The sequence below is a fragment of the Thalassotalea montiporae genome, from assembly GCF_053485855.1.
The window spans coordinates 260,856-281,966 of the sequence record NZ_JBQRUO010000001.1 but is presented as its reverse complement, the minus strand read 5'-3'; the positions used below and the strand labels follow the sequence as shown (position 1 = coordinate 281,966).

The 21,111-nt window shown below is 43.6% G+C and carries 13 protein-coding genes, 1 pseudogene and 1 riboswitch; of the genes and pseudogenes, 7 read left to right on the top strand and 7 right to left on the bottom strand.

Annotated features, from left to right (window positions below):
• Window positions 1–312: 312 nt before the first annotated feature.
• Window positions 313–1,248 (bottom strand): malate dehydrogenase, encoded by a 936-nt coding sequence (gene mdh, locus ACSLUR_RS01240; protein ID WP_448551070.1) that lies wholly within the window; start codon window positions 1,246–1,248, stop codon window positions 313–315.
• Between the two features lie 395 nt (window positions 1,249–1,643).
• On the opposite strand from mdh, the gene argR reads away from it, so the two are divergent.
• A complete protein-coding gene (gene argR, locus ACSLUR_RS01235; RefSeq protein WP_116002270.1) occupies window positions 1,644–2,117 on the top strand; it encodes a transcriptional regulator ArgR in 474 nt (157 codons plus the stop codon).
• Between the two features lie 117 nt (window positions 2,118–2,234).
• Here argR and ACSLUR_RS01230 read toward each other — a convergent pair whose 3' ends face one another.
• The gene (locus ACSLUR_RS01230) at window positions 2,235–4,721 is read right to left on the bottom strand and encodes a TonB-dependent receptor (protein ID WP_448551068.1); all 2,487 of its coding nucleotides are present in this window, start codon (window positions 4,719–4,721) and stop codon (window positions 2,235–2,237) included.
• Window positions 4,722–5,313: 592 nt separating this feature from the next.
• Here ACSLUR_RS01230 and ACSLUR_RS01225 point away from each other — a divergent pair.
• Complete coding sequence (locus ACSLUR_RS01225) at window positions 5,314–5,739, top strand: MAPEG family protein (RefSeq protein ID WP_448551066.1); 426 nt, start codon at window positions 5,314–5,316, stop codon at window positions 5,737–5,739.
• Window positions 5,740–5,852: 113 nt separating this feature from the next.
• On the opposite strand, the gene ACSLUR_RS01220 is transcribed toward ACSLUR_RS01225, so the two are convergent.
• The 4 genes and pseudogenes from ACSLUR_RS01220 to dapA form a co-directional block, all read right to left on the bottom strand.
• Complete coding sequence (locus ACSLUR_RS01220; RefSeq protein WP_448551063.1) at window positions 5,853–6,992, bottom strand: succinylglutamate desuccinylase/aspartoacylase family protein; 1,140 nt, start codon at window positions 6,990–6,992, stop codon at window positions 5,853–5,855.
• Window positions 6,993–7,001: 9 nt separating this feature from the next.
• A complete protein-coding gene (locus ACSLUR_RS01215; RefSeq protein ID WP_448551061.1) occupies window positions 7,002–8,219 on the bottom strand; it encodes a PLP-dependent decarboxylase in 1,218 nt (405 codons plus the stop codon).
• Between the two features lie 23 nt (window positions 8,220–8,242).
• Window positions 8,243–8,995: a 2,3,4,5-tetrahydropyridine-2,6-dicarboxylate N-succinyltransferase gene (locus tag ACSLUR_RS01210; RefSeq protein ID WP_115998984.1), complete on the bottom strand. Its 753-nt coding sequence runs from the start codon at window positions 8,993–8,995 to the stop codon at window positions 8,243–8,245.
• Window positions 8,996–9,179: 184 nt separating this feature from the next.
• Window positions 9,180–10,079 (bottom strand): annotated as a pseudogene (gene dapA, locus ACSLUR_RS01205) (4-hydroxy-tetrahydrodipicolinate synthase); the annotation flags it as partial.
• 79 nt (window positions 10,080–10,158) lie between these two features.
• A riboswitch (Lysine riboswitch) is annotated at window positions 10,159–10,331 on the bottom strand.
• Between the two features lie 291 nt (window positions 10,332–10,622).
• Here dapA and ACSLUR_RS01200 point away from each other — a divergent pair.
• The 3 genes from ACSLUR_RS01200 (at window position 10,623) to arcA (ending at window position 14,535) form a co-directional block, all read left to right on the top strand.
• Window positions 10,623–11,741 carry a methyltransferase gene (locus ACSLUR_RS01200; RefSeq protein WP_448551059.1) on the top strand — a complete coding sequence of 373 codons (1,119 nt, stop codon included), beginning with the start codon at window positions 10,623–10,625 and terminating at the stop codon, window positions 11,739–11,741.
• A 281-nt stretch (window positions 11,742–12,022) separates the two neighbouring features.
• Entirely contained in the window at window positions 12,023–13,657 is a 1,635-nt protein-coding gene (locus tag ACSLUR_RS01195) for a HAMP domain-containing sensor histidine kinase (protein ID WP_448551057.1), read from the top strand.
• A gap of 173 nt (window positions 13,658–13,830) precedes the next feature.
• Window positions 13,831–14,535 (top strand): two-component system response regulator ArcA, encoded by a 705-nt coding sequence (arcA, locus tag ACSLUR_RS01190; RefSeq protein ID WP_115998981.1) that lies wholly within the window; start codon window positions 13,831–13,833, stop codon window positions 14,533–14,535.
• Between the two features lie 71 nt (window positions 14,536–14,606).
• On the opposite strand, the gene ACSLUR_RS01185 is transcribed toward arcA, so the two are convergent.
• Window positions 14,607–14,954, bottom strand: a complete 348-nt coding sequence (locus ACSLUR_RS01185) for an Hpt domain-containing protein (protein WP_448551054.1) — start codon at window positions 14,952–14,954, stop codon at window positions 14,607–14,609.
• A 270-nt stretch (window positions 14,955–15,224) separates the two neighbouring features.
• Here ACSLUR_RS01185 and folE2 point away from each other — a divergent pair, with 270 nt between their 5' ends.
• Both folE2 and gltB read left to right on the top strand, forming a co-directional pair.
• Window positions 15,225–16,151, top strand: coding sequence for a GTP cyclohydrolase FolE2 (gene folE2 / locus ACSLUR_RS01180; protein WP_448551053.1), 927 nt, complete (start codon window positions 15,225–15,227; stop codon window positions 16,149–16,151).
• A gap of 487 nt (window positions 16,152–16,638) precedes the next feature.
• A complete protein-coding gene (gltB, locus tag ACSLUR_RS01175) occupies window positions 16,639–21,099 on the top strand; it encodes a glutamate synthase large subunit (protein WP_448551051.1) in 4,461 nt (1,486 codons plus the stop codon).
• Window positions 21,100–21,111 lie beyond the last annotated feature (12 nt).

Genomic DNA, 21,111 nt, shown 5'->3' with positions numbered 1-21,111 from the left:
TGTGACAGCGCTGAACTCAAGCATCTTGAAGTAGCATGGGTATAGATAGCTTTATGTCTAGACATTAACCAAAAATGGGACGATACAATATGGCCAAACTGACCAATTAGTCAATTTATTAGAGGGTGTTAGCGACTGTTTGGAGATTAATTAACCGACCATTTATCAAAGTTTAAAATGGTACGCAAAGAATGGAATAGGCACTTGATTATACCGATTGGCATCAGCTAAAACCTAGGCATAAAAAAAACGGCAAGCCTTGGGCCTGCCGTTTTTATTGAAAGTATGAAAGCTATTTTATCAGCAAGCTTATTAGCCGTTGATAAAGTCGATACCTTCTTTGATGTCTTTGTTTAAGGTTTCAAGCATGTCTTCTTTCGCTTTTTGCTCGAATGCACTTAATTCACCGTATGGAAGAATTTCTTCAACACCGTTTTTACCTAAACGTACTGGGTGTGCAAAGTATTCTGCGTCGCCATCTTCAACTGCAACGTAAGCGTAATCAACAACTTCTTCACCCTGTAAGCCTTTGATTAATGACATAGTGAAACGTGCTGCCGCAGCGCCCATAGAAAGCGTTGCAGAGCCGCCGCCAGCTTTAGCGTTAACAACTTCTGTACCTGCGTTTTGAATGCGAGGAGTTAGGCTTGCTACTTCTTCTTCAGTAAATTCAACACCTTCTACTTGAGAAAGTAGTGGTAGAATGGTTGTACCTGAGTGACCACCAATTACTGGCACTTTAACCGTTGCAACATCAACACCTTTAAGCTCAGCAATGAAAGCTTCAGAGCGAATAACGTCAAGCGTTGTTACACCGAATACACGGCCAGCTTCGTAAGTACCTGCTTTTTTGAATACTTCAGCAACAATTGGCACAGTGCCGTTAACAGGGTTAGTGATAACACCTACTAGTGCTTTAGGACAGTTAGCAACGATGCCTTCTGCAAGCGTTTTAACGATACCAGCATTAACATTGAACAAGTCAGCACGGTCCATACCAGGCTTACGAGGCATACCCGCTGGGATGATTACAATGTCTGCACCGGCTAATGCAGGTGCTAAGTCGTCAGCACCGTAACCTTTAACATTTACCGCAGTAGGGATGTGGCTTAAATCAACAGCAACACCAGGAACAACAGGTGCAACATCGTATAATGCTAAATCAGAACCTGCAGGTAATTGAGTTTTTAATAGTAAAGATAACGCTTGGCCGATACCACCAGCTGCGCCTAATACAGCAACTTTCATTGGAATTCTCTCCCGATTTGAGTATTTACTTAATTTTTGTCGCCCAAAAGATATAGCATTAGTCCATAAAAAACAATTAGAGAATCCTTAGGAAGTTTGCCCTTTTCACGCCAATAAGCAATTTTCCTTTACAGTTACATTGATAACTTCCCTGAATGTTAATTATGTTTGGGCACCAAAAGACACTTATTCACCAAATAACGTTATTTATAATGAGGCAAGAAGCACGGTGCTACCCTATTCCCACGATTACTTGGTATAGTAGAGCATAGTAGAAAAACAAATGAATGAAATTGGTCTAGAATCAGGCGATTTCAACGAATGGATGCACTTAATTGCGCTATGCTTAACCCCAAAAGCGCAAGCGATAACGCAACAGGTAGTATGGCAGTATGATGACAGCACAACAAAAACAAGAAGCCCTAGTTCAAGCATTTAAAGACTTACTCAAGCAAGAGCAATTTGGCTCTCAAGGTGAAATAGTTGATGCCTTAAAAGCACAAGGCTTCGACAATATCAGCCAATCAAAAGTATCGCGTATGCTCAGTAAATTTGGCGCGGTACGCACTCGTAATGCCCGTCAGGAAATGGTGTATTGTTTACCTGCTGAGCTTGGTGTGCCAACAGCAAAAAGCCCGCTTAAGCAGTTGGTGCTAGACATTGAGCATAATAATGTGATGATCATTATTCGCACTAGCCCCGGCGCTGCGCAATTGATTGCCCGTTTGCTTGATAGTGTCAGTAAAAGTGACGGCGTATTGGGCACCATTGCCGGCGACGATACTATTTTTATTGCGCCAACCGATGTGAAATTGATTCCAGAAACAATTGTAAAATTGGAAGATCTGTTTCAGAAGAATTTAGGTTAATTCAACTTTTCTCTTTAGACCTACTCGGCTAATTCAAGCTAACTAAAAGCTCAGCATTCAAATACAAAAAAGCCCTGAAATATCAGGGCTTTTTACTTTTAAAAATCAATAACTCGATTAGAAGCTACCGCGAATACCAACGGTAATATTGCGACCAGGTAGCGGTGCATCATCTTTTAAGAATGACGAATGCACACGTGCTTCCTCATCCGTTAAATTATTACCTTTGATAAACAACGCCGTATCAGTGCCAAAGCCATCTAGGTAGTAGTTGAAGTTAGCATCTACCATGGTATAGCTGTCTGTTTCCGTCTCAAATTCAGCAACATCATCTTGCTTAAAGTAGTGAGTTACGGCTAATTCAGCTGCAAAGCTATTAGTTTGGTAGTTGAACTGAGAACCAATACGCATTGGTGGAATACGTGGTAAGTCACCACCGTCAGAAAGCTCTGCACGGATGTAATCGGTAAATACTGACACTTTCAGTGGCGCACTCACTTGGTAGATGAATTCCGCTTCAACACCGTATAGGTCAACATCATCTTGACGGTAAACAAAGACTGGTAAGCCTCCTTCTTCATCATGGTGCTCATCAGCTTCGTCGTGATGCTCTTCTTCATGACCTTCTTCTTCGTGCTCTTCTTCACCATGCTCGTGACCGTCTTCCATAAAGAAGCCAGTGTCTTGCTGGTAGTAGTAGTCATCGATTTGGTTATAGAAGGCACTCACAATAAAACCGAAGTCACCTTCAAACTTACGCCACGTTAGGTCGATGTTGAACGATTTCTCAATATCAACATCCTGCTCACCAAGCTCAATGTCAACGTGATCGTCATGCTCTACCACATCGTACAGCGCACCAACTTCAAAGGTATTGGTACCAATATGCGGGCCATTTGAGAACAATTCCTGTGCTGACGGCGCACGCTCTGAATAAGACACAGAGAAACCTAAGTTATAGCCAGGCTGATAATCCCAAACTAAACCGACAGAAGCACTAACAGGTGTGAACGATTGCTCTTCCAGCATGCCGTGTTCTTCTTCGTGCTCTTCTTCCTCCTCATGCTCGTCGTCATGATGTTCCATTGCACCACCATTGGGTGTTAACTCGACATGCTCAATACGAGCACCAAGTTCTACCAATAGATCACCGTAATGTTTCTCTTCTAACCAAGCGAACGCTAAAGTGGTAGACTCAGACGGCGGAGTGAAAGCTTCTTCGCCTAAGGCTTCAAAGTCGCTATCTTTGTAATGCAAAGTAAATGCACCGTTCCAACCATTAACTTCTTTGTGGTACACATCTGAACGCACTTCTAAGCTATCGTTTTTAAACGTAGTACCAATTTCACCACCTTCAATTTCTTGATGTTGGTAATCTGTGTACGCAAGTTTTGAAGCAACACGTGAGATAAATTGATCTTTAAAGTAAAGGTCGCTCAGAATTTGGAAGCGATCTTGCTCTAGGTCAGCAAAAACATTTTCTTCCTCTTCTTCCTCTTCACCTTCGTGCTCTTCTTCCTCACCGTGTCCGTGGCCATGACCCGGAATACCGTATTCACGATCTAAGCGGCCATAAGAGAAACCAACAAAGCCATTATCTAATAAGTAACTGGCACCAATGGTAAAGCCAGACGATTCAGAAGCACTATTGGCTAATGTGCCTTCTACTTCTTCTTCACCGTGCTCTTCACCTTCATGCTCGTCTTCGTGTTCTTCTTCATGTTCATCATCATGAGCTGCTTCATTTTCCGCAAAGCCTGGAATGTCGTAATCGTTTGAATCACGCCAGAAACCATCTAAATGAAGGGCAAAATCACCACTGCCAGTATTTAAGCTAAATGAAGCTTCGTCTTCATCAGCCACCGTGCCGTGTTGCAATAAGTACTCAAGTTTTGTGTCAGTGCTGGTTGGTACACGTTCGTCAACCACATTGACCACACCACCAACTGCACCGCTACCGTAAAATAAGGTTGCAGGGCCGCGTAATACTTCAATTTGTGTTGCCGTTGCCGTTTCGGTAGCAACCACGTGATCACCACCAACACGTGATGCATCACCAACATCTAAACCATTTTGGGTAATCAATACACGCGGGCCGTCAAAACCACGGATAATTGGGGTACTTGCCACAGGGCCGTAGTAGCTTGAATGCACACCCACTTCATTTTTTAACGTTTCACCAAGCGTTGACGCTTGCTTCATACGTAAATCATCACCCGCTAGTACGCTAATCGGTAGCGCAGATTCAATTGATGATGAGTGCAACGGTGTTGCTTGAATGTCGATAATTTCCATTACCGTTGGTGATAGTGTAATCGACAAACCGGCAAGGTTTTGGTCGGTTACTTGAATTTCGCGGTGGTAGTGATTGAAGTTGTCAGCACGTACGTGAAGTTCAACTTCACCTTTATTAACACCTTCAAGCACAAATTGCCCTTGGTCATTAGTAAATGCACGCGCCTTTGAATTTTCGACGTGAACTTCTGCATTCGCAACAGGCTTGCCTGCTGCATCAATAATTTGACCACTTACGTTTTGCGCCAATGCGCTGTTAGAAAAAGTAGCAGCGACCGCTAACGCGACCAACGCTTTTCTTGTTTGCATGAATAAACCCTTAATGTATAAAACTTGTGTGCCACAGCGCATTGCAGGCGATGCAATAAACGCAACTGGCGATAGAACTAACTAATTAAAGAAGCTGGTGGTGCTCTTAGAGGGGGGTTGAAATGTGTTCCTGTTTGCTGAGCAAACGGTGTAGTAGCGAGCACTTTAAGACGATATACGCCTTGGAAAGCAGTAACTTTCGCAATGCTATCTTGCGGTTTATCCAGTGAATTTTGACAAAAATGGCAGTCGGTTTGGAGCTCTGCCTGAGATAGTGTTTCAATATAATCTTGTTGAACGTGGTTGGTATGTATAAACAATGCGAAAAGCCATACAGCAAGCATAATAGCGCTGTATTTCTTTAAATTGTCATTGTTATTATTTGGGCACGTCTTCATAGCGATGTGATGTTATAACATCAGTCATTGCAATTCAATAACATAGCCTGAATGTTTAACACAAAGTTAACTTAACAATTGTGCTCATATTAAAAACTAACGCCTAGCTAGTTGATTAATCGGCTATAAATAGTACAGTTCGGTACAGAAAAAATTTCAGATAACAAAATAGCTAACCGCAAGGAAATACAAAAATGACTAATCACCTGCTCTACCTGCCACTGGCCGTGATGATCGGACTCACCATTCTGGTATGGATATATATGTATGCTCGCCGATTAACTTTTTTAATTGGTAATCAAATTGATGCCGATCGCTTAAAAGCGCCGGAAAATGTTAGCCAAATTATTCCTGCTGAAATCAATGCTGCATCAAATAATTTGAAAAACTTATTTGAGATGCCAGTACTCTTTTATGCAGTGGCGCTGGTTGCGATTCAATCACAAGATCAGAGCAGCTTAACTTACATCAGTGCATGGATTTTCGTGTTGTTGCGCGTCCCCCACTCCATGATTCATTGTTTAAATGGTCCAGTAATGGCGCGCTTTATTTGCTATGCGTTATCCAGCATCGCGTTGATCGCAATGGCAATCAATGTGTTTTGGCAGGTGTTAAGTTAGTCAACTCAAATAACATCAGAGCACATCAAAAAAGGGCTGATACTTATCGTATCAGCCCTTTCTTTATTTCTAACTGGATTTATATCCGACTAAGGTAACCGTTAGCATCGTCCTTAAAGCGTAAAAAACTCCGTAAACACTTTATAGAGCTCAGTCCCCTGATTTACGCTTGCCGAGGCAAAGTGCAAGATCGGGATCACTTCTTTATCTAAGCTAATATAGTGCAGCGCATCGCCATCCCCGTAGTTATCCATACGTAAAATACGCGCTAGTGGCTCGCCTGCTGGCAAGGGTACACCAAATTCTGCAAGGTAGTCGACCATGCCGCCCATTGGTGAGTAGAAGGCTTTGTAGTCTTTTAAATAACAGGCATAACGTGTCATTTGGGCTGGTACAAGCTGCTCGCTCCCGTTGTCCTCACCTTTAATTACGCCTTTGTAGCTTAAATAAGTCAGTACACTATTGGCATCATCTAGTGCTACATCTAAATCAATTTGCTCTTGTGAGCCCAGTTCAACAGTAAAGCTTTCTTTATTTAGCACCAATGGGCGACCTTTCGCTGCATAGGCTTGGGCAAGCGACCACCATGGGCAAAAGGTTGCTTCATCTAATGCGCCGTCGAACTCATTGGGGATCAACAAGGTGTGTTCAATATTAAAATAACTAGCACTGGCTCTGGCATATTCAGGGCAATACAAATGCTTACTGGAGATAGGGCCGGTATGTAAGTCCAGCACTAAGTCAGCTTGATGCGCCATTTTCTGCAATTGATAAGCAATACGCTGACCTGTGGTTAAGCCATACATATTGTGATCAAGCTGTTGATCGATATCATCAAGTAGCACTTGTTTGAATTTGGCTTTTATCTCTTGCTCACTAGCGTCAAAGTTGTCTTGCACAAATGGCACCACCAAGTCAGGGTTGTGGTGGTACATTCGATTCCAATTCACGCCAGTAATCGGATCAAAACGACCAAGCGTATATTCACCATTTTTGTGATTACAACCAACTGGATTGGCATATGGCACTAAGGTGATATCACCTAAAACATGCAGATTACGAAGTTGTTCAAGCAACTGGTAAATTACCGCATTGCCTTGCACTTCTGCGCCATGCATATTGGCCTGAATATAAACACTTGGCGCATCACTTTGGCCAGCAAAGCGATAAACCGGCACCGTCAACTTGGCACCGCTGGCCATCTCGCCGACATTCAGTACTGACTTGGTGACTTGATTAATTGTTGTTGTCATATCCGCTTCCTATCTCATATACCAAGTGGCAGGTTGTGCTGCGCGAACTTCAGTTAGCTGTTGATTATCATAAACATATTCCGCAGCCACTTCATGACATAAAAACAGTGGCATACTTTCGGTAAAGCCGTAAGCCCCCGCAAGACTAAACACCAGCTGATCGCCAACTTTGGTATCGCCCGGCAAAGGTAATTTACCAAGGCAATCCATACTCGTGCATAACGGGCCGTGCAAATGAAAATCTTGCACTTGCTCGCTTGATGGTCTCAGCAGCTTGGCAGGGAAAGGTTGATCGGTGATCGCCGGGCGCAGCAAATGATTAATACCTGCTGCCAACACCAACTGCTCTTCACCAAAATTCGTTTTACGATCAACGACATCAGTAACATAGTAACCAAACGGCGCAACCGCATAGCGGCCAAGCTCTAGCCACAGCTCTTCTACGCCTGCTTGTGCCTTAATTTGCGCTAAATCAGCCATGGCTTGTTGCCAATCAATCCCTTGACCTGTTTCAAGGTAATCGACTCCTAAACCGCCACCTAAATCTAACACTTTAAGCTCAAAACCAATGCGCTCTGCTAGGCTAACAAGCGGCTCAACCATTTGTGACCAAAGGGAAAACATTTGGTTGTTGCTGAGCATATTGCCCCATTGGAAGATATGTAAGCCACAAATATTCATGGTTGGGAAGTCACTGGCGCGAATTCCTGCCCATTCTTCCGTACCTAAACCAAATGGCGTTAAGCTATTGCCACCTAGTGGATTTTTTTCACCTTCTGGCCAGCGCAGCTGAACGCGTAATAAGGCATCAGGCTTTTTACCCTGCTCTTTCGCGGCCAGCGCTAGCCATTGCAACTGATTGTAACTTTCGACAACAAAGGTATTGACCCCTTGCTGAAGAAAATAAGAAATTTGCTGGTAAGACTTGGCTGGCCCAGTATTTAAGATTTTCTCGGCGTCGACTCCTTGCAATAATACTTGCGTTAGCTCGCCTTTACTGGCGACATCAAACTGAATACCGCTTTTCGCCACCGCTTGAATAACGCTTGATAATGGATTGGCTTTGACCGCGTACCAAAGCTTGACCACATCTTGCTGCTGTAGCTCATTTAAGTGCTGTTTGAGCGCGCCAATATCATAAACAAAATAGCCATTTTCATGACTACTGCCTTGATGAGCGCGCAGTGTTTGCGATAAATCGTCAGAGAGTAGGCTTGATGTCGTCATCCTAATTTCCTTAATAACGCTGACTAGCGCAATGCATCTTCAAGCTCAAGTGAAGCATCACTTTGCTCATCGCGATACTTAACAATCAAGGCACACGCCATGTTTAGGCCTTGAGATTGTGCCCATTCACCGCCGACCGGACGCGTACCCGGAATCACCACCGCGCGCTCTGGAATTGGCTCACCTTTTTCCAAACGGCGATTATTGACTAAATCAAACACAGGAATAGAAGCAGACAGTGAAACACCTGGCGCTAACACCGCGCCTTTTTTAATCACTACACCTTCTACGACAACCACACCAGCCCCTAAAAAGGCGCCATCTTCAACAATCACAGGGCTAGCACCCACAGGTTCAAGCACACCACCGATTTGCACTGCGGCCGACAAATGCACGTTTTCACCAATTTGCGCACACGAGCCCACTAATGCATGGCTATCAACCATCGTGCCTTTGCCAACATAAGCACCAACATTAATATAAGCAGGTGGCATAACAATTACCCCCGGAGCAACATAGGCGCCAGCGCGCACCGATGAGCCACCTGGTACTAAGCGTACCGCATCATCGCGGGTGAACTGACGTGCCGGTAAATTGTGTTTATCAACAAAGCCCTCATAAATACCACCAAATTCGGTGTTTTCGCCCGCTTTAAACGCCGCCAATATTGCTTGTTTGGCTTCAACATTAGCGTGCCAGTTACCTTGCTCGTCTTGGGTTGCCGCGCGTACTTCACCGCGCTCCATTTGTTGTAAAACTTCTTGCCAATTAGTCATTTTTCTACCTTTAATTCTGAATTCTGTTTGGGGTTAATCGTTAGTTTGCTGATCGCGCCTTTAGTAGCGATACTTGGTGCTAAAACTAAGCACTTTGCTTGGCTAGCGGCTCATTTTGCTCTAATGAAATTTCACGCGTCTGTTGAGTAACTTGTATAGGCTGAGTTACTTGCGTCTGCTCGCGATACCAAGCATCAATAGCATCGTTAGCCTCAATCAAGGGCTGTTTATCTAACAATTCGAAATGGGTAAGTGGGGGTTGCAAGGCGGCGGAGTCTAACTCGCCATTCTCATGCATTAGCACTTTCACTGGGATTGGGTTTGCCACGGTAAATAGCGCATCAACGGCTTGCTGCCAAAGCGCGTTATCAAGTTCGGTATGCGCTAAACACTGTTGAACATAGAGCTTTGTCGCTGATGGCCAAACATTACTAGCAACCGACACTAAGCCAGCAGCACCAAGTTTGGCCAGCGCTGGCATCATGGCATCTTCACCACTAAACAGCGCAAGCTTAGGACACGCTTGACGGTAGCGATTAAATTGCGCGATATCTCCACTGGCTTCTTTTAGCGCCCAACAATTTGGATGGTTTTGCAGTTTCGCGAGCGTTTCAACCGATAAAGTAACCGCACTTCGCGACGGTACGTTATAGAGCATACAAGGCTTGTTGGCAGCATTAAGCAAAGCGGTAAACCATTGCTCTTGGCCAACAGGCCCAGGCTTAGCGTACAAGGGCGCACCAAGTAAATAGGCGTCGATATTTAGCTGATTGCAGCGCTCAATCCATTCTAGCTGTTGCATTAATTGAAAGCCGCCAACACCGACCATGATCGGCACATCAAGGCCAAGTTCAGCCACGTATTTGACGATACCAAACTGTTGCTCAGCATTGAGCGCCAATGCTTCGCCTGTGCTACCAAGTAGCAATAAACCATTGCCGACGGCTGCTTGTTCGCGAGCAATTCGCGATAAACAGGCAAAGTCGATAGCGCCACTTTCGGCAAAAGGGGTAACCAACGCAGTCCACAACGGGAATTTGGGTAAGGTTGCGTTAGCTAATGAATTAGAAGTTTCAGGATTCATGTCTCTCGAACTCACTTCGTTCGGAGAACTTATCGGCATTTGTTCCCTGCCCACGGCAAAAAGCGCAGACAGTTCAACAAAGGCCAGAAGCTCTCCACCTAATGGGTGACAGTTGTCAGGATTCAGCCTGAGCAACCGACCAATACATCAATCAAAAATGTATTCGTCTCGGCGTTAATCCCCCTCATTAATGGTCACTGGAGTTTGATCTCCTGACATTAACTACCTGGTTAACGCTCCTCTTCTGGCCCTTTTCATCACGATGGTATGAGCTTGACGAGCCACACCACCGCGCAGGAATAAGGACGGGCTCATTACATCGAATATTTGCTCTAATGTCAACACACCGCTATACCTTGCTTTATCAATCACGTAAAATGCGGCCTCGCGCGATTTTAGTGAAGTTTGTAGTCCGCGAATTTTGGCAATTTGTGTCGGCAAAAAGCAGTTTCACAATAGACTTAAGCTGGCTATCATCAACCTAGGTAAGCAACGTATTAACGCTGACGATTAGCGTCTAACGCGAGGCAAGTTGGACATCACATGGCATTATCGAATTTATCTCAAGTACTGGTTCGCAATATCGGCGAGTTAGCATGCACGCGGGCAGTGTTAGTTAACTTCCCCGTCGACGGGCTATATCAAGAATGGCTTGATGAATATCCTGAGTGCCAATTGCATTATTTCACTAATAACAAGCTAGCTGCGGATCAATTGGCGCAAATAACGGCTGCCCAACCAAGTTCAAAGTTGAGCTACAGCTTTGGTACGCACTTAACCGCTGAGCAGAGCCAAGAAACTAAACAAAACAAAGAAGCTAAGCAAAACAAAGAAGATATCGCATATGACTTAGCGGTGATTGCCTTCCCGAAAAGCAAAGCTGAGCTTGCCTACTCGCTGGCCATGCTTGCCCCTCATTTAGCTGAAGATGCACGTGTGTTGTTTGTCGGTGAAAACAAAGGCGGCATCAAATCAGCAGCAAAATTAAGCCAAGGCTATATTAGCCATTGCCATAAGCTGGACTCTGCTCGCCATTGCAGTTTATTCGCTGGCCAGTTTATTCGTGGTGACTACAGTTTTAACCTTGCTGATTGGTTCCACTACTACCCGCTTTCGGTTGCCGGTATAGAACTTAACATTGCCGCTCTGCCGGGCGTATTTAGCCAAAAACAACTCGATAAGGGCACTCAAGTTTTGCTAGAAAACTTACCTACCGAGCAACTGCCGAAAAAAAGCTATCAAGGCAAACTGCTTGATTTTGGTTGTGGTGCCGGTGTGATCAGCGCCTTCTTAGCCAAGCAATACCCTGAAACCGAAATTACCGCCCTCGATATTAGTGCGTTGGCAGTTGCCTCCACGCAAGAGACGTTAAAAGTAAATAACTTAACAGGTGAAGTATTTGCTTCAGATGGTCTAATCGAAGTTAACGGTTCATTTTCGCATATCGTCACTAACCCGCCGTTTCATCAAGGGTTGAAAACGCATTATGCGGCGACTGAAACGTTTTTACGTGAGTGTCCGAAACGATTGGTTAGAGGTGGTAACTTAACTGTGGTGGCAAATAGCTTTTTAAAATACCAGCCTATTTTGGCTGAAGGTTTTAAACAATTACAAACCATCGTTAATCAACGTGGCTTTGCTGTCTACTTCGCTTCAATGTAGTTATTACTGGCAAGCGTGAAATAAAAAAACAGTGCGTCAGTCGTTAACTAAATTGGTATAAATTAGCCTTAATAAAGAATAAAACATTGACGAGTGCTGACCTTTTGATATTCACTGAAAAAGCATCGTAGATATAAACCCATGCTACTTTGCGCCTAAGACACATGCTCAAGTTAAAAATTGAGCACTAAAAACGACGAATAAGCACTAAGATAGGTAGTTAAAATCTAGTAATGAACCAAACTATGCACTCCAACCAATCTATGCATTCGAACCAAACTATGCATTCCAACCAAGTTGTGCAAACCAAGTCAATTCGTCGTAAGTTGAATCTGTTAATGCTGGCTTTTGTAACCGGCTCATTTTTTCTCGCACACTTGGTTGTCTCCTATTTTGTCTTTGATCACCTTGGCGCTGAGCTAAAACAAGATATTAAAGAGCGCGCAGCTATTATTAGTGGTCGCTCAATCTCATTTATTGAAACTGACAACTATAGTGAATATCAAGAGGTATTGAAGCGACTTTCAAACCTACCTCGGTTTAACTATGTGCACATTTATCGCTTTGAAAATCAAGAGCTGAGCTTTTTTGCCAGCTACAATAAGCAAGGCTTCCCTGCTATCCCAGAGAAGACTGCGAGTATCGAAAAATATCAAGTGCCTATCATTACCGATAGCATTATTGAATATATCAACCCAATCAAAGTCGATAACAAGCTAATTGGTTATGCCTACTTGCAGCTTGATACAAATAGCTATCACGAACTGCAAACAACGACTTGGTTCACCTTATCTATTGGCTATATTTTAGTGCTGATTATCGGTGCTCTTATCACCAACAGTATGTATAGTTCGGTGATTACGCCGATTAATCGATTACTTACGGCGATACGCAATGTATCGCAGAAAAAAGATTTCAGTGTTCGTGTTAGCGGCATGGAAAACCAAGAGTTTGAATTACTTGCCGATGACTTGAATGTCATGCTCAATCGCATTGAGCGACATATAGAAAAACAAGCAAATGCAGAGCAACAGATTTTAAAACTTAACCACGAGTTGGAAGACAAAGTTAGCCAACGCACTGACGCACTAAAAGATTCAAACCAAGAATTATTATCTACCCTAGAAAAGCTGCACCAATTCCAAGGACAACTGGTTGAAAGTGAAAAAATGGCCTCGCTAGGTGATATGGTGGCTGGTGTTGCTCATGAGGTAAATACCCCAATAGGTTTAGGCGTTACCGCATCGAGTTTGCTATCTGATCGCTTAAATGAAGTTCATACCGCCTTTAACGATAAAACCTTAAAAGCGAGTCAACTGCGCCGTTTTCTGACAGAAAGTGAAGAGAATCTGGCAATTGTCATACGAAACTTACATCGTGCTGCAGACTTAATTTCTAGCTTCAAACAAGTGGCAGTAAACCAAAGCAATGAAGCAGATAGCGCATTTATCGTTAAGCAATTGATTGACGAGGTGATCTTGTCATTGGGGCCACAACTCAAACAGAAAAGTGTAAATTTTCAAATCGAGTGCAGTGAAAACTTAGCGGTTATTAGTAAGCCTGGACCGATTAATCAAATATTGATCAACCTTATTGTGAACTCCATTATTCATGGTTTTGCAGATAGTGATGGTGGCATAGTCACAATCAATGTGATGTATTTAAGTGGCCAACTGCACATTAATTACCAAGACGATGGCAAAGGCGTTGAACCATCGATCAAAACCAAGATCTTCGATCCTTTCATCACAACTAGACGCGGAGAAGGTGGCAGTGGTTTAGGCTTACACTTAGTCTATAACCTTGTCACCCAAGCGCTTGGCGGCCATATTCAATTCGATATTGAACCAACGCAAGGCGTACAGTTTGAGATTGCTTTCCCTGCACAATTAAGCGAAATGCCGAAATTTAACTAATTGATTACTTTCTGTAACCATGTGACGGATGAAGTCACCTATATTGTTTGCTAAAATGTTAAAGACTAAAGTAAAAAGTACGAACAATAGCCTTTAATTTTAGCTGTTAAGTTACTATATAAGGCTAACTAAACAATACTAAGCATAGATACCAGTTAGTAAACGGACAAAAAATGCAAAAAGCCCATATCCTTATCGTTGAAGACGAAGACGTCACACGCTTTAACCTCCGAAACCTATTCGAAGCAGAAGGCTATCAAGTCTCTGAAGCTGTAGATGGCGATTCGATGGACGCTCAGCTAAGAGAACAAAAAGTACACTTAGTTATCATGGATATTAATTTGCCTGGTAAGAACGGCTTGTTGCTAGCTAGAGAGTTGACTAACAATCGCGATATGGGGCTCATTTTCCTAACTGGTCGTGATAGTGATATTGATAAAATTTTGGGTCTAGAAATTGGCGCAGACGATTACTTGACTAAGCCGTTTAACCCAAGAGAGTTAACCATTCGTGCACGTAATATCCTCAGCCGTATTACTCATGTAAAACCTGACACTGACGGTGCAATTATCAACTTTAACGGATGGTCACTTGACGGTAACTCACGCAAGATGACAACACCCGTTGGCGATATTATTCCAATTCCTCGTGGTGAATATCGTGCGCTTAAATTGTTGATTGAAAATGCTGGGCAAATTGTTTCTCGCCAGCAATTAATCAAAGAAATGACGGGTCGTGACTTACGCTCAAATGACCGTACGGTTGACGTTACCATTCGTCGTTTGCGTAAACACTTTGAATCTATTCCAGAAACGCCAGAGCTAATCAATACCATCCATGGTGAAGGCTACCGTTTCGTTGGTAGCATCGACGCCTAGCTAAAGTTTAGATTGGCTTTAGCTAAGCTTATTCGGGGCTTAGGTTTGGATTTAGGCTGTAAAAAAGCTTCTTACAAGCTTTCAAGCCACTGTTTAAAATCAGCAATAGCTGCGTTATTATCAATTTTTAAGCGAGCAAGGTGCTCGCTTTTTTGTGGCCAAGTTTCTGTCGATTTTTCAATAGCCACTAAGAACTGATGAACACTCAGTAAGCCGACACTTGCCGCTGCACCTTTCATTTTGTGACAACGTTCTTGCCAGTTAGATTGACTTTGCTCGCTGATCGCAGCTTCAATCTCACCAATGTAAACACCAGATTGCTTCTGATAAAGCGCAAGCATCTGCGCTACCACCGTGCCCCCTAAATTGTCTAAATATCCTTGAATTAGCGATTTATCAATAGTTGCAGGCTGGTTCATAGTGCTTTTTGTTCCTCTTATTTCGTATCACCACACAGCCTAATCGCAAGCGTATTTAATGTAAATCTAAATTCATTAAATGCTACACCTTTACTCATGAGAATGCCGCTACAGATATTGATTTTAGCCGGATTTTCGTTCAGAATAGCCGCCCATTTTATTAGCGAAAACAGCCCTCAAATCAATACTTTTTATGTGGTTTTTGGTTCTAGGCTGGTTACGCTGACTAAGTAGCTTATTAAGTTTTACTACTAAGATTGCGGAGAACTAATGCCAACATCAATGCCAGACATCGCCAATCACACCACAGCCCAAACCGAAGGGACGTTAGATTGGGTTGGAATGAGCAATATTGAAATGCCTTTAATGGTGGCTTCTAAAGACCAGCCAGAGCGAATGGTGTCAGCTCACATTGATGCGTTTGTGAATTTGAAAGAGGCACAGGCAAAAGGTATTCACATGTCGCGCCTATATTTATTGCTCGACGAATTATCCAATAATAATACCTTGAATTACCAAAGCTTTGCGGCCTTGCTCGATGGCTTTATTAGCTCTCATCAAGAACTAAGCGACCAAGCAAAAGTCGCCATTCACTTTGATTATCATCTACGCCGTAAATCACTAATCAGTGGTAAGCAAGGTTGGAAAGCCTACCCGGTTGTATTAACAGGCCAGTTAAACAAAGGGCAATTGTCAGTTGAACTAGCAATCGACGTTAGGTACTCGTCCACTTGTCCTTGCTCTGCTGCGTTAGCTCGCCAGCTTATACAGCAAGCTTTCTTAAATAAGTTTGATGAACAAGACAGTATCGACAAGCAAACAATACATGAATGGCTCGGCACAACCGAAGGCGTTGTCGCCACACCACACAGCCAGCGCTCTATTGCCAAAGTAAAAGTTAAACTGAACTCATCGGTCACAGAGTTTCCAATCAGTGATCTAGTTGATGCGATTGAAGACACATTACAAACACCTGTACAAGCCGCAGTTAAACGAGAAGACGAGCAAGAGTTTGCCCGCTTAAATGGTCAGAACCTGATGTTCTGTGAAGATGCGGCGCGCAAACTGCAGCATACGATGAACCAAACTACGCAGTATGATGACTTCTGGGTTAAAGTAAATCACCTTGAATCCCTACACGCACACAACGCAGTTAGTATCACAACGAAGGGCGTTGAAGGCGGCTATCAAGCATAAAGCTAAATAAAGCCACTAGCTGGCCAAAAATAGTTTCTATGAAAAGCCTGCTGATGCAGGCTTTTTTGTTTCTTAGCATCGACAAATTTCAATATAATTATTCGTTATAAATATGAATAAAATTAATTTTCATCACCTCATCAAGCTAGCGCCCCTAACTTAACTGGCAATGCGCCTTTAGTGTAATAAAATTACAGAATATGTAAGCGCTCACCTGTATACGCCCCATCTTTGACCATTTATTCAACTTTTGTGCAACCATTGTTTTAAAATGGCGCAACAAGCGATAAATAAGCCATAAAAATACCGATTATTATGAAAATTAATTACGAGCAAATACTCTATAAATGTTGACGGAATGTATATTTGTCGTTAGTGTCTATGGTTCGCTCATAATGCATTCAGGTATATTTATTCACAATTATTACCTAATTATTCGTGCCTGAAGCCTCGTATCTGCGAATTGTAAAATGCTTGGAGAACAATAATGCAGCTATATGATCCCAACACACAAAAGGATAATTGTGGTTTCGGTTTAATTGCTCATCAAAAAGGTGAAGCAAGTCACAAATTAATAAAAACTGCGATTAGCGCCTTAGATCGTATGCAGCACCGGGGGGGTATTGCAGCCGATGGAAAAACGGGTGATGGTTGTGGTCTATTACTACAAAAACCAGACACATTTTTCCGTGCCATTGCTGAAGAAAACGGTTGGCAGCTAGGCCGAAAATATGGGGTTGGTATGGTGTTTCTTAACACTGACCCAGAGCTTGCCGCAGCGTCGAAAAAAATATTTGAAGAAGAATTAAGCCGCGAAACACTGACTATTGTTGGTTGGCGCGTTGTCCCTACTGACAAATCAATTCTTGGCCCTATCGCCGCTAGTAATTTACCAGCTATTGAACAAATTTTCGTTGATGCACCACCAGGCTGGCGTAACCGTGATTTAGAGCGCCGCTTATATATGGCAAGACGCCGTGCCGAAAAACGCATTAGCGACGAGAAATTCTACATTGCCAGCCTATCTTGTCAGGTTACTATCTATAAAGGCTTAATGATGCCTGTTGACCTGCCAAACTTTTATTTAGATTTGGCTGACATTCGCATGCAAAGCGCTATTTGTGTTTTCCATCAGCGCTTCTCTACGAACACCTCACCACAATGGCACCTAGCACAACCTTTCCGCTTCTTAGCACACAACGGTGAAATCAACACCATTAAAGGTAACCGCCAGTGGGCGCGAGCACGCACATACCGCTTTAATTCACCATTATTGCCAGACTTACAAGACGCAGCGCCGTTTGTTAACGAAAGTGGTTCGGATTCCTCGTCACTAGACAATATGCTAGAGCTATTTTTAGCTGGCGGCATGGACTTCTTCCGTGCGATGCGATTATTAATGCCACCTGCTTGGCAGAATAATCCAACCATGGACGACGACTTAAAAGCCTTCTACGAATTCAACTCCATGCACATGGAGCCGTGGGATGGTCCAGCTGGTATCGTAATGACCAATGGTCGTCATGTTGCCTGTAACCTCGACCGCAATGGCCTTCGCCCAGCCCGTTACGTGATTACCCGTAATGGCTTTATAACCCTAGCGTCAGAAGTGGGCATTTGGGATTACGGCGAAGATGAGGTGCTTGAAAAAGGCCGAGTTGGCCCAGGTGAAATGCTGGCGATTGATACCTATACCGGTACCATTTTCGACTCAAACAAGATTGATGATGAATTAAAAGTTCGCCATCCATACCGTGAATGGTTAAATAAAAACATTCGCCGCTTAGTACCGTTTGATCAACTGGAAGCCAACCTAATTGGCACTCGTATGTTTGACGACAGCGAGATGGCGCAATATCACAAGCTATTTAACTATAGCTATGAAGAAATCAATCAAGTAGTTAAAGTGCTTGCCGAGAATGGTCAAGAAGCGACTGGTTCAATGGGTGATGATACGCCGATGGCAGTATTATCAAGTAAGCCTAGAACACTTTATGATTACTTCCGCCAGCAGTTCGCGCAGGTAACCAACCCACCAATTGACCCATTGCGCGAGCGCTATGTGATGTCATTGGCAACGTGTATTGGCCGCGAGCACAACGTTTTCAATGAAACCACTGGCCATGCCGATCGCATTATTTTCGACACCCCAGTATTAATGTACACAGGGTTAAAACAACTGCGCGAATTAGATCAAGAGCACTATCGTTCAGATACCTTGACCTTGAACTACGACCCAGCAGAAGGGTTAGAAGCGGCAGTGCAGCGCTTATGTGACGAAGCAACTGATCTTGTGCGCAACAAAAACACCGTTATCTTGGTGTTGTCAGATCGCCAAATTTACCCTGGTTTATTACCTATTCCAGCGGCAATGGCGGTAGGTGCTGTACAAAAACGTTTGGTTGAAGAGCAGCTTCGTTGTGATTCCAATATTATTGTTGAAACAGCATCGGTTCGTGATTCACATCAATTTGCGGTGCTACTTGGCCTAGGTGCCACAGCGGTTTACCCATTCCTAGCATTTGAAACCATTGAACAAATGGTCGACAAAGGTCAACTTGGAATCCCTGCACGTCAAGCCATTGAAAATTACCGAAACGGTATCAATAAAGGCTTATTAAAAATCTTATCTAAGATGGGGATTTCGACCATTGCCAGTTATCGTTGCGCTGGTTTGTTTGAAGTTATTGGGCTTAACGATAACATTATGAAAACCTGCTTCCCGGATATTCCGAGCAGATTGCAAGGTGCCGATTTTAGCGATATCGAGCAAGACAATATCAACTTAGCGCGTCGTGCCTTTTTACCACACCAAAAAGTTGACCACGGTGGTTTACTTAAATATGTGCACGGCGGCGAATACCACGCGTTTAACCCAAATGTAGTAAGTTACCTACAAAATGCGGTTAAAAGCGGTGACTATAGCGATTACCGTCAGTTTGCAGACGAAGTGAATAATCGCCCTACCGCAGCGTTGCGCGACTTATTAGCACTAAAAGATGACACGCAAGCGATTGAACTTTCAAAAGTTGAATCAGACGCAGACTTATTCAAACGTTTTGACAGTGCCGCAATGTCTATTGGTGCATTAAGCCCTGAAGCACATGAAGCGTTAGCGATTGCCATGAACCGCTTAGGTGGTTTCTCTAACTCTGGTGAAGGCGGTGAAGATGAACGCCGTTTTGGTACCGTGAAAAACTCACGTATCAAGCAAATCGCCTCAGGCCGTTTTGGTGTTACACCGCATTACCTAGTCAATGCTGACGTGCTACAAATCAAAGTGGCACAAGGTGCAAAACCGGGTGAAGGCGGTCAACTACCGGGTGACAAAGTTACGCCACTAATTGCTAAATTGCGTTTTTCTGTGCCTGGTGTAACGCTAATTTCACCACCACCACATCACGACATTTACTCAATCGAAGATTTAGCTCAGCTAATTTTCGACTTGAAGCAAGTAAATCCAAAAGCGGTAATCTCGGTTAAATTAGTATCAGGCCCAGGTGTTGGTACGATCGCATCAGGTGTTGCTAAGGCATATGCAGACTTTATCACCATTTCAGGTTATGACGGTGGTACAGGTGCTAGCCCATTAACTTCAGTGAAGTACGCTGGCTGTCCATGGGAGATTGGTTTAGCGGAAGCGCACCAATCACTAGTGGCGAATGGTCTTCGCCATAAAGTGCGCTTACAAGTCGATGGCGGTTTGAAAACAGGTTTAGACATTGTTAAAGCAGCTATTTTAGGTGCTGAAAGCTTTGGCTTTGGTACTGCGCCTATGGTCACATTAGGTTGTAAGTTCTTACGTATTTGTCATCTAAACAATTGTGCTACTGGTGTTGCAACACAAGATGAAGTATTACGCGAAGAATTCTTCAAAGGCTTACCAGAGCAAGTGATGAATTACTTCAAGTTCGTGGCACAAGACGTACGTGAAATTTTAGCTAAGCTTGGTGTTGAAAGCTTAACTGCCATCATTGGCCGTACTGATTTACTCGTGCCGCTACAAGGTATTAGTGCCAAGCAGCAAAAACTCGACTTGTCGCCAATTATTGCCCCTGTCGTTGCAGGTAAGCACACGGCACTTCACCAAACGGAAGCTAACATTCCATTCGATGAAGGCAAGCTTAATCAACAATTGGTGGAAGCTGCTCGTGATGCTGTTGCCCATAAAACAGGCGCGGAGTTTAGATTTAACATCAACAATACTGATCGCTCAGTCGGTGCAGCACTTTCGGGTGAAATTGCTAAACATCATGGCGATCAAGGTATGGCAAGTAATCCTATTAAACTTCACCTTAAAGGTACCGCAGGTCAAAGTTTCGGCGTCTGGAACGCTGGCGGGTTAGAGATGACCTTAACTGGTGACGCTAACGACTATGTTGGTAAAGGCATGACCGGTGGTAAGTTAACTATCAAGCCACCTAAAGGCGTTGAGTATGCAAGTCATGAAACCATGATCATGGGTAACACCTGTTTGTACGGTGCAACAGGCGGTCGCTTATTTGGCTGTGGCCGTGCGGGTGAGCGTTTTGGTGTGCGTAACTCTGGTGCTCATGCAGTTATCGAAGGCACAGGCGATCACGGCTGTGAATACATGACTGGCGGTATTGTTACTATCTTAGGTCAAGTTGGTTTGAACTTTGGTGCCGGGATGACAGGTGGCTTTGCTTATGTGCTTGATGAAGCGGATGACTTGGCAATTCGTCTAAACACAGAGTCAATTGAAATGTTGCCAATTGAAGAGCTAGTGATCCACCAAGAGCACTTACGTGGCATTATTAATCAACACTTTGAGGAAACCGGCAGCTTACGCGCGCAAGCTATATTGAACGATTTCGATAATTACGCGCCTAAATTTAAGCTAATCAAGCCAAAAGCAACTGATGTTAAAGCCCTGCTAGGTCACCAAACGCGTTCATCGGCAGAGCTTCGCGTGCAAGCGCAATAAGGGTGGAGTAAA

What these genes read in the sequence shown, in the direction of transcription:
- mdh (WP_448551070.1), bottom strand. Translation starts at nt 1,248, where the DNA reads ATGAAAGTTGCTGTATTAGGCGCAGCTGGTGGTATCGGCCAAGCGTTA.
- argR (WP_116002270.1), top strand. Translation starts at nt 1,644, where the DNA reads ATGACAGCACAACAAAAACAAGAAGCCCTAGTTCAAGCATTTAAAGAC.
- ACSLUR_RS01230 (WP_448551068.1), bottom strand. Translation starts at nt 4,721, where the DNA reads ATGCAAACAAGAAAAGCGTTGGTCGCGTTAGCGGTCGCTGCTACTTTT.
- ACSLUR_RS01225 (WP_448551066.1), top strand. Translation starts at nt 5,314, where the DNA reads ATGACTAATCACCTGCTCTACCTGCCACTGGCCGTGATGATCGGACTC.
- ACSLUR_RS01220 (WP_448551063.1), bottom strand. Translation starts at nt 6,992, where the DNA reads ATGACAACAACAATTAATCAAGTCACCAAGTCAGTACTGAATGTCGGC.
- ACSLUR_RS01215 (WP_448551061.1), bottom strand. Translation starts at nt 8,219, where the DNA reads ATGACGACATCAAGCCTACTCTCTGACGATTTATCGCAAACACTGCGC.
- ACSLUR_RS01210 (WP_115998984.1), bottom strand. Translation starts at nt 8,995, where the DNA reads ATGACTAATTGGCAAGAAGTTTTACAACAAATGGAGCGCGGTGAAGTA.
- ACSLUR_RS01200 (WP_448551059.1), top strand. Translation starts at nt 10,623, where the DNA reads ATGGCATTATCGAATTTATCTCAAGTACTGGTTCGCAATATCGGCGAG.
- ACSLUR_RS01195 (WP_448551057.1), top strand. Translation starts at nt 12,023, where the DNA reads ATGCATTCCAACCAAGTTGTGCAAACCAAGTCAATTCGTCGTAAGTTG.
- arcA (WP_115998981.1), top strand. Translation starts at nt 13,831, where the DNA reads ATGCAAAAAGCCCATATCCTTATCGTTGAAGACGAAGACGTCACACGC.
- ACSLUR_RS01185 (WP_448551054.1), bottom strand. Translation starts at nt 14,954, where the DNA reads ATGAACCAGCCTGCAACTATTGATAAATCGCTAATTCAAGGATATTTA.
- folE2 (WP_448551053.1), top strand. Translation starts at nt 15,225, where the DNA reads ATGCCAACATCAATGCCAGACATCGCCAATCACACCACAGCCCAAACC.
- gltB (WP_448551051.1), top strand. Translation starts at nt 16,639, where the DNA reads ATGCAGCTATATGATCCCAACACACAAAAGGATAATTGTGGTTTCGGT.